General features: G+C 59.4%; 12 protein-coding genes. 7 read left to right on the forward strand and 5 right to left on the reverse strand.

Features of this window, described 5'->3' with window-relative positions; translation table 11 throughout:
* Positions 1-6: 6 nt before the first annotated feature.
* Positions 7-756, reverse strand: a complete 750-nt coding sequence (locus AC4PS7_RS08750; RefSeq protein WP_084376608.1) for a glucose 1-dehydrogenase — start codon at positions 754-756, stop codon at positions 7-9.
* 192 nt (positions 757-948) lie between these two features.
* Between AC4PS7_RS08750 and AC4PS7_RS08755 the strand changes: the two genes are divergently transcribed.
* Complete coding sequence (locus tag AC4PS7_RS08755; RefSeq protein WP_350487615.1) at positions 949-1,842, forward strand: AraC family transcriptional regulator; 894 nt, start codon at positions 949-951, stop codon at positions 1,840-1,842.
* A gap of 16 nt (positions 1,843-1,858) precedes the next feature.
* Here AC4PS7_RS08755 and AC4PS7_RS08760 read toward each other — a convergent pair whose 3' ends face one another.
* The 3 genes from AC4PS7_RS08760 to AC4PS7_RS08770 are packed head-to-tail and all read right to left on the reverse strand — an operon-like array spanning position 1,859 to position 3,993.
* Complete coding sequence (locus AC4PS7_RS08760) at positions 1,859-2,833, reverse strand: saccharopine dehydrogenase family protein (RefSeq protein WP_492179327.1); 975 nt, start codon at positions 2,831-2,833, stop codon at positions 1,859-1,861.
* Entirely contained in the window at positions 2,830-3,231 is a 402-nt protein-coding gene (locus tag AC4PS7_RS08765) for a VOC family protein (RefSeq protein ID WP_084376605.1), read from the reverse strand. The genes AC4PS7_RS08760 and AC4PS7_RS08765 overlap by 4 nt, the downstream gene beginning before the upstream one ends.
* 18 nt (positions 3,232-3,249) lie before the next feature.
* Positions 3,250-3,993: an SDR family NAD(P)-dependent oxidoreductase gene (locus AC4PS7_RS08770; protein WP_084376604.1), complete on the reverse strand. Its 744-nt coding sequence runs from the start codon at positions 3,991-3,993 to the stop codon at positions 3,250-3,252.
* Between the two features lie 138 nt (positions 3,994-4,131).
* On the opposite strand from AC4PS7_RS08770, the gene AC4PS7_RS08775 reads away from it, so the two are divergent.
* From AC4PS7_RS08775 to AC4PS7_RS08800, 6 genes are all read left to right on the forward strand, one after another.
* On the forward strand, positions 4,132-5,025 hold the full coding sequence (locus tag AC4PS7_RS08775; RefSeq protein WP_350487616.1) for an AraC family transcriptional regulator: 894 nt from the start codon (positions 4,132-4,134) through the stop codon (positions 5,023-5,025).
* Positions 5,026-5,919: 894 nt separating this feature from the next.
* Complete coding sequence (locus AC4PS7_RS08780; protein ID WP_123477409.1) at positions 5,920-8,097, forward strand: TonB-dependent siderophore receptor; 2,178 nt, start codon at positions 5,920-5,922, stop codon at positions 8,095-8,097.
* Positions 8,098-8,102: 5 nt separating this feature from the next.
* The gene (locus AC4PS7_RS08785; protein WP_123477835.1) at positions 8,103-9,260 is read left to right on the forward strand and encodes an ABC transporter substrate-binding protein; all 1,158 of its coding nucleotides are present in this window, start codon (positions 8,103-8,105) and stop codon (positions 9,258-9,260) included.
* Positions 9,257-10,327, forward strand: a complete 1,071-nt coding sequence (locus AC4PS7_RS08790; protein ID WP_123477408.1) for a FecCD family ABC transporter permease — start codon at positions 9,257-9,259, stop codon at positions 10,325-10,327. Before AC4PS7_RS08785 ends, AC4PS7_RS08790 begins: the two co-directional genes overlap by 4 nt.
* Positions 10,324-11,130 carry an ABC transporter ATP-binding protein gene (locus AC4PS7_RS08795; RefSeq protein WP_123477406.1) on the forward strand — a complete coding sequence of 269 codons (807 nt, stop codon included), beginning with the start codon at positions 10,324-10,326 and terminating at the stop codon, positions 11,128-11,130. Before AC4PS7_RS08790 ends, AC4PS7_RS08795 begins: the two co-directional genes overlap by 4 nt.
* Positions 11,123-12,451: an LLM class flavin-dependent oxidoreductase gene (locus AC4PS7_RS08800; RefSeq protein WP_154906298.1), complete on the forward strand. Its 1,329-nt coding sequence runs from the start codon at positions 11,123-11,125 to the stop codon at positions 12,449-12,451. Before AC4PS7_RS08795 ends, AC4PS7_RS08800 begins: the two co-directional genes overlap by 8 nt.
* A gap of 2 nt (positions 12,452-12,453) precedes the next feature.
* Here the strand turns inward: AC4PS7_RS08800 and AC4PS7_RS08805 are convergent, their stop codons facing one another.
* Positions 12,454-13,092 (reverse strand): TetR/AcrR family transcriptional regulator, encoded by a 639-nt coding sequence (locus AC4PS7_RS08805; protein ID WP_123477833.1) that lies wholly within the window; start codon positions 13,090-13,092, stop codon positions 12,454-12,456.
* Between the last annotated feature and the right edge of the window lie 99 nt (positions 13,093-13,191).

The raw sequence follows: 13,191 nt of genomic DNA on the forward strand, positions 1-13,191 counted from the left end.
GTGGGGTCAGTAGCCCACACCACGAACACCGCCTGAAGCCCGGATGGATTCACCTGTCACCCAATGCGAATCCTGCGATGCCAGAAACACGGCCAAGGGTGCGATATCTTCCGGCTCACCGAAGCGACCTAGCGGAGTGCCCGCGATGAGCTTTTCACCAAATTCACCGGCAAAATTTCCGTCAGTCGCCGGCGTGTTCGTGTGCCCTGGCAGGATCGAGTTGACCCGGATGCCACGCGCGCCCAGCTCCCTGGCCAGTGCAAAGGTGAAGGTATCGACCGCGCCCTTGGTCGCCGAGTAAACACTCGAAGCCAGGTAGGGATCGGTGCTGAGAATCGAACTGATATTGATGATGCTGCCTGTCGGCCCCAACAGCTTGACGGCCTCGCGTACAGCCAGAAGGTAGCCCAACACGTTCAGGTTGAACTGCTTGTGGAAGGCTTCTTCAGTCAGGTCATCGATCATCTGGAACACCGCGACACCGGCATTGTTAACCAGCACATCCAGGGTGCCATACTCAATCCGGATCGTTTCGAACAGTCGCACCACATCTGTTGCCAGGCTCATGTCTGCCTGGACAGCAAAAGCGCGACCGCCACGCTCTGCGATCTGCGCAACGACTGCCTCCGCGTCGGACTTGCTGGAGGCGTAGTTGACGATGACTGTTGCGCCCTCTGCGGCCAAAGCCTTGGCGATCCCGGCGCCTATGCCTTTGGACGCACCCGTGACCACCGCTATTTTTCCTTCGAGTTTCATAAACTGACCTTTGATATGACGTGATATGAGGCTTGCTTGCAGTCGGGGCTTGCATGACCGCTGGTGCAACGAGCCGCGTGTCATCAATATTCAGCGATTGAACGATCAGACGTTTGCCGGTTATTCGCTCATCCTTGCCTATTCTTCTCAGCTGGCTTGCCACGCACCTGGATTTAGCTCACGGTGGCAGGCATGAAAAAATCACTGGCAGAACTGCGCAGCATCGTGATGCGCGCACAAGACAAGTGGACCGAAACCGGATTACCCCGCGTGGCCATGGTCCGGGCAGAGGCCTGTGCGGATCAGGTCTATCAGCCGATGTTGCATCTGGTGCTCCAAGGCACCAAGACCCTGTCGATCGGCGCGGACGTTTCCAGATACACCGAGGGCACCTATTTTCTGGTGCCCGTCGATGTGCCCGCGACGGGCCAGGTACACGCCGACACCCTGGATCAGCCTTATCTTGCCGTCAGCCTGACCCTGGATCCCGATGTAATCGCTACGTTGCTGATGGACGAGGGCAAGGCGCCGAGGGCGGCGCAAAACGCTTGTTTTGAGGGCGTGTACGCGCCCGCTGAAATGATGGATGCATGGTTACGCATGATGCGACTCATGGATCGCCCACATGAGGTCGCGATACTGGCGCCGATGATCGAACGCGAAATTTTGTTGCGCGCGCTACAAGGACCACTGGGTAATATTCTGCGCGACGTTGCACGACCTGATGGCCGAATGACGCAGATCCGCCGGGTTACCCAGTGGATCCGGGAGCATTACGCAGAGCCTTTTCGCGTCGAGCCACTGGCGCAAATGTCAGACATGAGCGTTGCCGCCTTCTATCGGCACTTTAAATCCGTGACCGCCATGACACCGATTCAGTACCAGAAGCGCCTGCGCTTGCTAAGGGCGCGCTGGCTGCTGCTGTTCGATACGCTGGACGCGACGTCCATCGCTTATGCCGTAGGCTACGAAAGCGCCTCCCAATTCAACCGGGAGTATTCACGCCTGTTCGGTCTGCCTCCGGCACGGGACGCGGCCAGATTCAGGACGCCCGCCCCAACCCAAGCATGTATAACAGCCTCTTGAACAGCCAACACTCACCTCAGAAGTCGGTGATCACCGTGCCGGCAATACTCTGGGCAAATCCACCACCAAACACGTTGGCCGGCGTTGCAAAACCCGGCTGCTGCTCACCGTTCATTACTCGCCGCGCAGCTTCTATCGCCGCCAGCGGCGTAAAGGAATAGCCGTTGACGGTGTCAATCACCGAGCGCGCGATTGCGCCATCAGTCCCGGTGACCTCAACCACTGCCCGCGCGCGATGAGCAGCCCTTTGCTCGGGTGTGGGACCATCAGGCAACTGCGACAGATCACCTTCGGGAAACGCTTCGCCCGTGATATGCACGAACATCGCAATGTTGCGGATGCCGGTCGAATGCCAGCCCGTCACCAGATCGCCGAATGACAACGGCGCACAGAGGACCGGTCCCTGGCCAAAATCAAAGAGCCGCGGCGCGGCGTCCGGTGTTGCAACCAGTTCGCCATCAACCCTGGCGAGCACGCCTGCGCCGAGGATTTCGCTGACGCTCATCGCAGACCCGCGAGACATCGAACCGGGGACCTGAAGCGCGATACTCAGCGCAACCGGTTTTACTGCACGCTTGGCAACATGCACCGCCAGCGAATCGGTAGGAACGACATCCCAGCCGACACCCGGCAACAGCATGACGTGGTTAGCTGCCGCTTCAGCGCCCAGCCCCTCGGCCATGCGGTAAATATTGATCTCGGCAGTGATGTCCAGATAGTGCGTGCCGACTTTGATACAGGCGTGCATCAACGGCTCGGCCGTTCGTGCAAACGGCCCGGCGAAGTTCAGCAATACTGAGATGCCAGATAAAAAGCCTTCGGCATCATGGGTATCAAACACCCGATAAGGCACGTCCAATTGCGCTGCGAGCGATTCGAGACGCTTGGCATTACGCCCGGCAATTTCGAAATCCAGACCGAGCGCTTTTGCTCGCTCAGCAGCCATCCGACCGGTATAGCCTGTAGCTCCGTAGATCAGTAGCGTACTCATTGGACGTGCTGCCATTTCTTGTAGACGAATTCGAGGCTGTACCCATCCGGGTCCAGCACATTGGCCGCGTAGTAATCGGGGTCGTAATGCAAGCGTGCCCCAGGTGGGCCGTTGTCCACCGCACCCTGATGCAGGGCAGCGGTATAAGCGGCATCAACTTCAGCCTGGCTGCTTGCGACAAAACCAACATGTACCGCGCGCCCACCCACAACGCCCTCACGCAACCAGAAAAACATCCGGCCATTGGCACCGAAGCCTTTCAGGTCAGGATGACCCGGTGGACCGTCCTTGCCATCGTAGTCCAGGCGCGCGGTGATACCCAGTGGGGCCAGGGCAGCTTCATAGAAACGGATAGACCGTGCTATATCGCTCACGGACAAAAAGATATGATCCAGCATGGCGAAACCCTCATGTATTCAGATGTTGTAGCCACCGGCCACTTCGACCGTCTGGGCATTGATCCAGGCGCCCTCTTCTGACAGCAACATGGCAATGACGCGCGCGACGTCTTCCGGCTCGCCGACCCGGCCGAGCGCTGTTTGCGCCGCCAGCTTCGCCTCGAACTCAGCGTTTAGCCCCCCGCCCAAGTCGGTGCGGATGGCGCCGGGTGATACCGCGTTGGCCCGTATGCGCCGATCGCCGAATTCTTTGGCCATGTAACGGGTGAGCACCTCGAGCCCGCCTTTGAAGGCAGCATAGGGCGCCACGCCAGCGGTGGCGACGCGGGTAGTGGCACTGGTCAGGTTGACGATACTGGCATTTTGCGCGAGCAGCGGCAGTAGGGTTTGAGTGAGAAAAAACGGCCCCTTGAGGTGCACGTTGAACAGGCCGTCGAACTGCGCCTCGGTGACAGTTGCCAAGGGATTGAACAGGCCGTACCCGGCATTGTTGACCAGGCCACTTAGCAGGGTGGCGTTCCAGGTGTCCCGTAAGGTCAGTACCACTGACTCGCGAAACGCTTCGAAGCTGCCAACATTAGACACGTCGAGCTTGAGGGCGACAGCCTTGCCACCGACGCGCTCGATGCGTTTTACGACTGAGGCGGCGGCCTGGGAATCAGCGTTGTAGGTCAGGATGACACCCATACCGCGCCGAGCAATGTGCTCGGCTGCACTGGCACCGATTCCACGACTACCGCCGGTAATGACGATGACGCTCATTTTATGTTCCTCTGTGGCTTATAGGTGGCCCCACAGTAATCATCACGGTCGCCAGGGTCGTACTCGTTTCTACTTGAAACCTGCCTGTTTCTGCTTTTCGCTTGCATGGCGCAGCGTTCTGCCGTCAGCATGCCCAGCATGGACAATCAACTGAATGAACTCAGGGCGCTCGCGGTCAAGGCTGAAAATCGCCGCACCGAAACGGGCATTCCCCGCGTGGCCATGGTCAAGGGCAAGATCCCCGAACACATGCTGGCGGCGGTCTATGACCCGATGATCAATGTGATCCTGCAAGGCAGTAAAAGCATGAGCGTGGGGGATCGGACGCTTCGGTATGACCCTGCGACCTATTTCGTCATGTCCATTGATTTGCCAGCAGTGGGGTCTGTTCATCCAAGCGAATCGGGAGAACCTTACTTGGCAGTGAGCCTGACGCTGGACCCGACAGTGCTGACAACGCTGTTTGCAGACCTGCCCAAACCTGCCAGCAACGTTGAAAACACTCTCGGATTCTCCGTTGCTCCAGTCACGACCGATCTGATGGATGCTTGGGTGCGAATGTTGCGATTGATGGGCGATCCGGACGCCATCGCAGCCCTGGCCCCGGTTTATGAACGGGAAATCATCTTCCGTGTGCTCCAGGGTCCCCATGGCTGGATGCTGCGCGAGATTGCAGCGCCCGATACGGCGATGGCCCGAATCAACATGGCGATCCAGTGGATCCGCCGTGACTTCGCGCAACCCATTGGGGTGGAACGCTTGGCGCAACGAGCTTCAATGAGCGTCTCGGCGTTTCATCGCCACTTCAAGGCAGTCACCAGCCTGAGTCCTTTGCAGTATCAAAAACGGGTTCGCCTGCTCCAGGCTAGAACACTGATGGTGGCCCACGCCAAGAGTGTCATGGCAGCTGCCTTCGAGGTCGGCTATGAAAGTGCGACACAATTCAGCAGGGATTATTCACGGGTATTTGGACTTCCTCCTGCACAAGATGCCGGGAGGATCCTAGGGGAAACGAGCGCCACCAGACGCTAATCAATTTGAGGATCGGATAACCGGCTAGAAAAGATCCATGACCGTCAGCCAATTCGGATTTACCGGTTAGCCTCGCTGATAGCCGGCCTCTTGACGATTGAGTTCTGGCCCTCCTTCAAGATCAAATGTGGAATTACACTGAAAGCCAGCCAAAGCCACGCTGGTGTTTATCAGGAATCGCCATTCGCGATCGCTCACCCATCCGGTGCAAATGGGGGCAAACCTGGGGGCATAATTCGATTTTTTCAGGCTGTAACTACCACCCTAGAGCCAAGTCAAAATGTTTTTTGGCTTGCCTGAGAGTCTTTCTGCCTCGTAGGACAGGCAATTCTACTGATCATTTTTGCCTTTCCACAAACCATGTGGCTTCGTTCACTTCCAGTGGATTGCTACATTGGGGGCACATCTGAGGGCATGCTTTGGATGGTCTGAAAAGGATGCCCCCAGCCTGAGGCTCAACAATCTTCTTCTCGAAAAGTCACCTGCTACAGTTCCCTATCGCCGTTGAATGCTATCAGATCACCTCAGTTCAAAGACGCAGAGTGCTCATTGTCGTTGGAGCAGCCCGCGCGATTGCTGGGTTGATGTCGCAGCGGCTGACTACAGACATTACTTGCACAACAACCGTCGGCCCATGATCAAGCCGGTTTTCAAAAGCCCGTAAGGGCCCTTCTACCCCACAGATTGAGAAATCCAAACGACCAACACCTGATAACTGAATAGCAATCATTCATATTGACCGACGGTCAGTCGATAATTATAGTTGCGCCCTCATTTCCTCCCGACCCGAAGGCTGCAATGAACTGCTCCGTCCATCTGGCTTCAAACTCATCCGCATCACAGTGCAAGCTGCGCGCTACTGTTCAGCGTTACACCGTCATCGCGACGACTGCTATGGCAATCAGCACGAGCGGTGCCCATGCGGAGCAAGCGCAGCCGGGTGCCCAGAAAGCAGATGCGGTCTCGAGCGAATTCGAGGGTGTCTACACCCTGCCGGCGCTCAACGTCACAGGGGATAGCCTGGTAACGGAGCACAATGGAGCGGTTCTCGGTTATGTCGCCGAGGTGTCGCGGGTCGGCACCAAAACCGACACGTCTATCCTGGAGACGCCGCAATCGATCTCGGTGGTGACCCGCCAGCAGATGGACCTGCAACGGCCGACCAGCACCAGTGCGGCATTGCGTTACACCGCAGGCGCTACGAGTGAGAAATTTGGCGGTTTTGGGGACTACATAGATCTGACGCGAATTCGCGGGGTCGATGCGGACTATTACCTGGATGGGCTGAGAATCATCAGCAATGCTGGCAGCTGGTTGCCGCAAATCGATCCCTACACCCTGGAGCGTGTCGAAGTGCTACGCGGCCCCTCCGCGTCGATCTATGGCCAAGGCACAGGCGGTGGGATCGTCAACCAGGTCAGCCGAAAACCTCAGGCCGAGGTGTCCCATGAGCTGAACATTCAATACGGCAGCTTCGAGCGCAAACATATTGGCTTCGACACCACAGGGCCGATGAACGAAGACCAGACCCTGCTATACCGTTTTACCGCAAGCGGGCTGGACAGCAACGGCCAAGTTGAAGACGTGCAACACGAGCGCCTGTACCTGGCGCCCTCGTTGACCTGGTTGCCAGACGAGCACACGTCATGGACCTTGATGGCGACCCATTCTCGCGAGCCGGACCTGCCCAACTACAACAGCCTTCCGGCAGCGGTACTGGGGTTGAACAACAGCCCTTATCCGCAAATCAAGCGGCACAGAAACTTCACCGACATGAATTTCGAAGGGTCTTCACGCCGGCAGAATTCGCTGAGCTCGCTGTTTGAACATGAGCTTGCCAATGGTTGGACCTTCACCAGCAATGCCCGCTACATGTACATCGACTCGGACCTGCAGCGAGGCATTGTCTACGGGTATCAGGCAGTTGATGGCAGGCCGCAGCTTAAGGGCACCTACGAGCAGACATCAGCAAAAGTGAACACCTTGTCCCTGGACAACAACCTGCGCGGCGACATTGAACTTGGCCCCACGACGCATACCGTCCTGGCCGGGATCGACTATTCGAAAGGGACTGTAAAGAATGACCTGTACAGCGTTGGTCCTGTCCTGTTCGACCCTTATGGTTCCAACTATCGCCCCACTATCACCCCCGACTTCACAGCAAGCCGGGCAGCGCCATGGCGCGTCAAGCAAGCCCTCACCCGAGAAGGCGTCTACCTTCAGGATCAGATTGCCTACGACCACTGGCGCCTGACGCTCAGCGCGCGACATGACTGGTCGAAAACCGATGACCAGACCAATAGCTATTCGGCGACATCGCGTACCACACGCCAGTACGACAAGAAGTGGAGCGGCCGCGCAGGGCTGAGTTATCAGTTCGATGCGGGAATCGCGCCCTATGTCAGCTACTCCACCTCCTTCGACCCACTGCTGGGTACCGACTACAAGGGTGATACGTTCATTCCCATGGAGTCCAGGCAGTCCGAAGTGGGCATCAAGTACCACCCGCAAAACTCGAAGACGTTGATGAGTGCCGCGGTCTTCCAGCTCAACCAGACCAACGTCAAGACTAGCGATGCCGACCACCTTGGCTTCAGTAACCAGGCTGGAGAGGTTCGTATTCGTGGCCTGGACCTTCAGGCCACAACCGAAATTGCTGAAAACACCAACCTGATCGCCAGCTACACCTACCTCGACAATGCGCTAATCAAGGACAGCCGCTACCAGGGCAAGCAGCTGGTGCAGACACCTGAGCATAGCGCCGCGGTGTGGCTGGACTACCTGATTGGCAGTGGCCCCCTCGCTGGTCTTCAACTGGGCAGCGGGGTTCGCTACTTGGGTGAAACGTATGGCGACCCCTCCAACACGTTCAAGGTGCCTGACGCCACGCTGGTGGATGTGGCACTGAACTACGACCTGGGGCATCTGATTTCCGAATGGAAAGGCTCGGCGGTCGCGCTCAATGTGAGCAACCTTGCCAACAAGCAGTACGTTGCCAGTTGCAGCTCGCAGATGTACTGCTTCATCGGGCAGGATCGTACGGTCACTGCAACCCTGAACTACCGGTGGTGAGCGCCATGAACAACAGTCTCAGCTCACGGCGCAATGTGCTGCGTGGCCTCCTGAGCGCCGGCGTTGTATTTGCCACCTGCGGTCCGGCGGCGGCCAGTCGATCCTCGCTCGTCATCGAGGACATCGCCGGGCGTGGCGTGCGCGTCGACACCCCGGTTCGACGTATCTTGCTGGGTGATGGGCCCCTGGCCTACGTGGTGGCATTGCTGCGCCCGAACGATCCTTTCAGCAATGTCGTGGGCTGGGGGGACAACTTTCGCGCAGCCGACCTGGATGGCTACCAGGCGTACCTGCGCAGGTTTCCGGAAATTTCCCGTATCCCGTCCTTTCCCAGTACCACGCTGGATTCGATCGGCAGCGAGTTGGCAATCTCGCTGGAGCCTGACGTTGTCGTGATGAACCTGAGCTCCAAGCCCGCAGCCGAGTCCTCTGGCTTGATGGCGCGACTGGCGCAAGTGGGGATTCCCGTTGTGTTTGTCGACTTCCGAACCCGGATGTTCGGCAACACCACTCGCAGTATCGAAATACTCGGGGCACTGCTGGGGCGGCCTGACCGCGCAGCGGCGTTCCTGGCCTTCCGACAGCAGCAGATCGAACGGGTAACGCAGCCATTGGAGTCGGTGCGCTCCAGGCCGAGCGTGATGATCGAACGCGCGGCAGGCCTGTACGAAGATTGCTGCCTCACCTACGGAGACGGCAACTTTGGAGAACTGGTGGCAGCCGCTGGTGGCGACAACCTGGGCAGCTCTTTTCTTCATGGCACGTTTGGCACCTTGCACCCCGAACAAGTGATTGCGTCGGACCCCGACGTGGTGATTGTCACGGGTGCCAACTGGTCCCTTTACTCGCCCGCCGGCGACTGGGTCAACCTGGGGCCCGGTGCAGACCCTGCAGAGGGGCAGGCCCGCCTGGGCCGCCTGATGCGTCGGCCCGCCTATCGAACACTGCGGGCGATCAAGGCCCGGCAGGTCCATGCCATCTGGCACCCGTTCTACGACAACCCCTATTACTTCATCGCATTGCAGCAGGTCGCCAAGTGGCTGCACCCCGAGCTGTTCGCCTCACTCGACCCGGATGCAACCTTTCGCGAGTTGCATGCGCGTTTCCTTCCCGTTCCCTATCAGCCTGGCTATTGGCTCAGCCTGGATGGAGCCTATGCATGACTGAATCGATAACCCGCTCACCGACCGCGTCACTCGCAGAGGGCCGCCTTATCTATCACCGCCTGGCCAGGCGGCGCCTGACCCTGCTGGTCGGTATCGCTGTACTGACGGTGATGTGTTTCCTGCTCGATCTTTCGATAGGCCAGGCACGCTACAGTGTGCTGCAGATACTGCACGCGTTGTGGGACAACGATGCGGCCTTGTCGATTCGCGTGATTGTGTGGGAAATCCGGCTACCGGTAGCACTGACAGCCCTTGTGGTCGGCGCCAGCCTATCGCTGGCAGGCGTGCAGATGCAGACCGTGCTCGGCAATCCCCTGGCAAGCCCCTTTACCCTGGGCCTGTCGGCGGCAGCCAGTTTCGGCGCGGCGCTTGGGTTGATCCTGGGCGTCAGCGTGCTTCCGACATCGGCAGTTGCCTTCGCGATCCCGGTCAATGCGTTTCTGGTCTCGATGGCCACCGCGCTGTTCATCCACCATTTGAGCCGCAAGCGCGGTATCACCACCGAGATGATTGTGCTGCTGGGTACGACCCTGGTGTTCACGTTCACCGCGCTGCTGGAAGCCCTGCAGTACGTGGCACCCGATCAGGCGCTGTCGGCCGTGGTGTTCTGGACCATGGGCAGCCTTTCGCGAAGCAATTGGCTCAAGCTGGGCATCATGAGCGTCGTTCTAGTGGCCGTGTCTGTGGCGTTCGCTCGCCAGGCCTGGGCATTGACCGCCCTGCGCCTGGGTGAAGCCCGCGCCACCAGCCTGGGTGTTCCCGTGGCCCGCCTGCGGCTGCGCGGCATCCTGCTCGCCAGCCTGCTGGCCTCGGTCTGTGTTTCGTTCGTCGGCACCATCGGCTTCGTTGGCCTGGTGGCCCCCCATATCGCGCGCATGCTGGTCGGCGAAGACCAACGCTTCCTGCTGCCGGCCAGCGCGCTGTGCGGTGCATTGATGCTGTCTGCCGCCTCGGTCCTGAGCAAGTCTCTGGTGGCGGGACAAACCCTTCCCATTGGTATCGTCACCTCATTGGTCGGCGTACCGCTGTTTTTCACGCTGATTCTACGGGCCCGACAACGGTGACTGATTTACTCAATGTTCGCGATGTATCGGCCGCGTTCGGTGCGCGCAAGGTGCTGCAGGGTGTCAACTTCGGCCCGTTGCGTACGGGCAGCGTCACGGCGTTGCTGGGGTCCAACGCCGCAGGCAAGTCTACGTTGCTGCGCCGAATTGCCGGCGAACTGCAGGGTGGAGGGACGGTGGAAATAGCCGCAAAAGCCGTCGAATCCTGGCCTGTACATCACCGCAACCGGCCTGCCCACGTGCCACAGGACATTTCGGCAGGCTCCTCGCTGAGGGTGTTCGAAGCGGTACTGCTGGCCAGTAAGCAAGGCAGTGGCTGGTCGGTCGAGAGCCAGGAGATGGACGCTGTCACCCGCATGCTGCAAACCCTGGAGATCAATGCGCTGGCAGACAGAGAACTAGCGGCGCTCAGTGGAGGGCAACGCCAGCTGGTATCCATTGCCCAGGCACTGATACGCCAGCCTCGCGTGCTGTTGCTGGATGAGCCCACCAGCGCCCTGGACCTGCAGAACCAGTTCGAGGTGCTTGACCTGCTGCGCCGGCTGGCACTGGAGCGATCTATGTGTGTGGTGATGGCCATCCATGACATCAACCATGCGCTGCGCTTTACCGACCATGTGGTGGTGATCCACGAAGCAAAGGTGTATGCGAGCGGCCCACCGCTCGAGATATTGACCCCCGCCCTACTCAAGACGGTGTATGGCGTGCAGGCGCGACTGGAGCGCTGCTCGCAGGGGCAACCCTTTCTAGTGGTGGACCGCTCGACACGACAATCCCTGAACAGAGGGCTACCTGATGACTGAGTCGCAACGCCAACTCATCCTGCTTGCGATGCCAAGCGTGCATGCCGGCGCCTGGCGCTACCCCGGTGCACAACCTGGCTTCCAGTCGAGCTTTGAGCACATGAAAGGGTTCGCGCAAACCCTGGAGCAAGGTTGCTTCGACGGCCTGTTCCTGCCCGACTCGCTGGCCCTGCGGGACGCACCTGTCGAATCACTGATGCGCAGTCACAGCGTTACCACACTCGACCCGCTGACCCTGCTTCCCGCGCTGGCGGCGGTAACCCGGCATATCGGCTTGATAGCAACGGCCAGCACCACCTACAACGAGCCGTACATGCTGGCGCGCCGGCTGGCTTCGCTTGACCTGATCAGCGCAGGGCGATGCGGCTGGAACCTGGTGACCTCAAGCAATCCGAACGAGGCCGCCAATTTCGGCAAGGACCCACACATGGCTCATGCCGACCGGTACCTGCGGGCACGGGAATTCTGCGACGTGATGGATGGGCTATGGGAAAGCTGGGATGAAGATGCCTTTTGCCGGGATGCACAAAGCGGTCTCTACTTCGACCCGCAGAAGTTGCACGTACTCGACCATCAGGGCGCCAGCTTCTCGGTCCGTGGCCCACTCAACGTTGCCCGGCCCATCCAGGCTCGCCCGGTCATCGTGCAGGCCGGGGCATCCGAGGCAGGGCGAGCGATCGCCGCTCAAACGGCAGAAGTGGTCTTCACCTACCAGACCGACCTGCCCTCGGCGCAACACTTCTACGCAGACATGCAATCCAGAGCTGCTGCAGCCAAGCGTACGGCGGACTTGAAGATCATCCCTGCGGTTTTTGTGGTGCTCGGGGACAGCATCGCGCAGGCGCAGGAGAAAAGACAGCTGCTGGACGACCTGGTCGACGACCAAAGCAGCCTGGCGACGCTGTCGATTGCGTTGGGGCACAACATCGCCGACTACGACAGGAACGGCCCGCTACCGCAAATGCCTGCGAGCAACGCCAGCAAGAGTGGCCGGGACAGGCTGGTCGAACTGGCACGGCAAGAGCAGTTGAGCATCCTTGCCCTGGCTCGGCGCGTGTGCGGCTACCAAGGCCTGGAGATGGTCGGCACCGCAGCGATGGTCGCGGACCAGATGCAGCTGTGGCTGGACAATGGCGCAGCGGATGGCTTTAACGTCATGTTCTCCCACCTGCCAGGGGGTGCTACCGCGTTCGTTGAGCAGGTGGTTCCCGAGTTGCAACGGCGCAAGCTGCTCAGGCAACACTACAGCGGCACCACGCTCCGGGAGCACCTGGGGCTGAAAACGCCCCAGCCGGGCTACTCACGCCACCGGGCGCGGTGAAATCAATGGGCGGTGACGGCGGGCGACAACATGCGCAGGCAAGCCTGCGCTACCGATTGTGCAAAGGGGGCGCAATCCTTCGCCTGGGTGGCGATGATGTCATCGGTCGCGCCATGCACACCTGAGTAGATCAGCAATGCCACGACCCGGGGTTGTTCCGGCGCCCATACACCGGCCGCCTTGCCTCCGTCGATGATCTCCAGCAGTTGATCGAGGATGGCGTTTTTCGCCTGGTTGGCTCGATCGTGATGGTGGTGATTGGTGTAGACGATATCGTGCGTGCGAAAAGTTGCCACGTAGGTTTCGACATTGGCGTGAATCCACACGCGAAGCCGTTCAGCCCAGTCATCCGGCGCGCAATGCGCCATGGCCTTCTCCAGGCTGAGCATGAAGTGTTCTGTGTAGCGCCTGCCAAGCGCATCGAGCATTTCGTTCTTGGATGCGAAGTAGTGGTAGAACGTGCCCTTGGCAACCTGTGCGGCCTCGACGATTTCGTTGATCGTGGTGGCCTCGACCCCTTGTGCAAGGAACAGCGTCTCGGCCGCGGCCATCAACTCGTCAAGACGTACCTCGGCAGGCTTGGTCCTGGGGCGGCCAGCCATCTTGGCCGGCAACGCTTTGGCGGGGGCTTTAACTTTCATCGGCTCGTTCGCAAATTTCGGCAAATAGAATCAGTTTAAAGGACAGATCCTCCAGAGGCACCCAAAATACCGGCCAATCCATTGACCGACGGTCAGTCG

It is taken from the genome of Pseudomonas sp. DW-iso3 (assembly GCF_058725305.1).

Bases quoted from the DNA above. Each gene is read 5' to 3' on its own strand.
- AC4PS7_RS08750 (WP_084376608.1), bottom strand. From the start codon at position 756: ATGAAACTCGAAGGAAAAATAGCGGTGGTCACGGGTGCGTCCAAAGGC.
- AC4PS7_RS08755 (WP_350487615.1), top strand. From the start codon at position 949: ATGAAAAAATCACTGGCAGAACTGCGCAGCATCGTGATGCGCGCACAA.
- AC4PS7_RS08760 (WP_492179327.1), bottom strand. From the start codon at position 2,833: ATGAGTACGCTACTGATCTACGGAGCTACAGGCTATACCGGTCGGATG.
- AC4PS7_RS08765 (WP_084376605.1), bottom strand. From the start codon at position 3,231: ATGCTGGATCATATCTTTTTGTCCGTGAGCGATATAGCACGGTCTATC.
- AC4PS7_RS08770 (WP_084376604.1), bottom strand. From the start codon at position 3,993: ATGAGCGTCATCGTCATTACCGGCGGTAGTCGTGGAATCGGTGCCAGT.
- AC4PS7_RS08775 (WP_350487616.1), top strand. From the start codon at position 4,132: ATGGACAATCAACTGAATGAACTCAGGGCGCTCGCGGTCAAGGCTGAA.
- AC4PS7_RS08780 (WP_123477409.1), top strand. From the start codon at position 5,920: ATGGCAATCAGCACGAGCGGTGCCCATGCGGAGCAAGCGCAGCCGGGT.
- AC4PS7_RS08785 (WP_123477835.1), top strand. From the start codon at position 8,103: ATGAACAACAGTCTCAGCTCACGGCGCAATGTGCTGCGTGGCCTCCTG.
- AC4PS7_RS08790 (WP_123477408.1), top strand. From the start codon at position 9,257: ATGACTGAATCGATAACCCGCTCACCGACCGCGTCACTCGCAGAGGGC.
- AC4PS7_RS08800 (WP_154906298.1), top strand. From the start codon at position 11,123: ATGACTGAGTCGCAACGCCAACTCATCCTGCTTGCGATGCCAAGCGTG.
- AC4PS7_RS08805 (WP_123477833.1), bottom strand. From the start codon at position 13,092: ATGAAAGTTAAAGCCCCCGCCAAAGCGTTGCCGGCCAAGATGGCTGGC.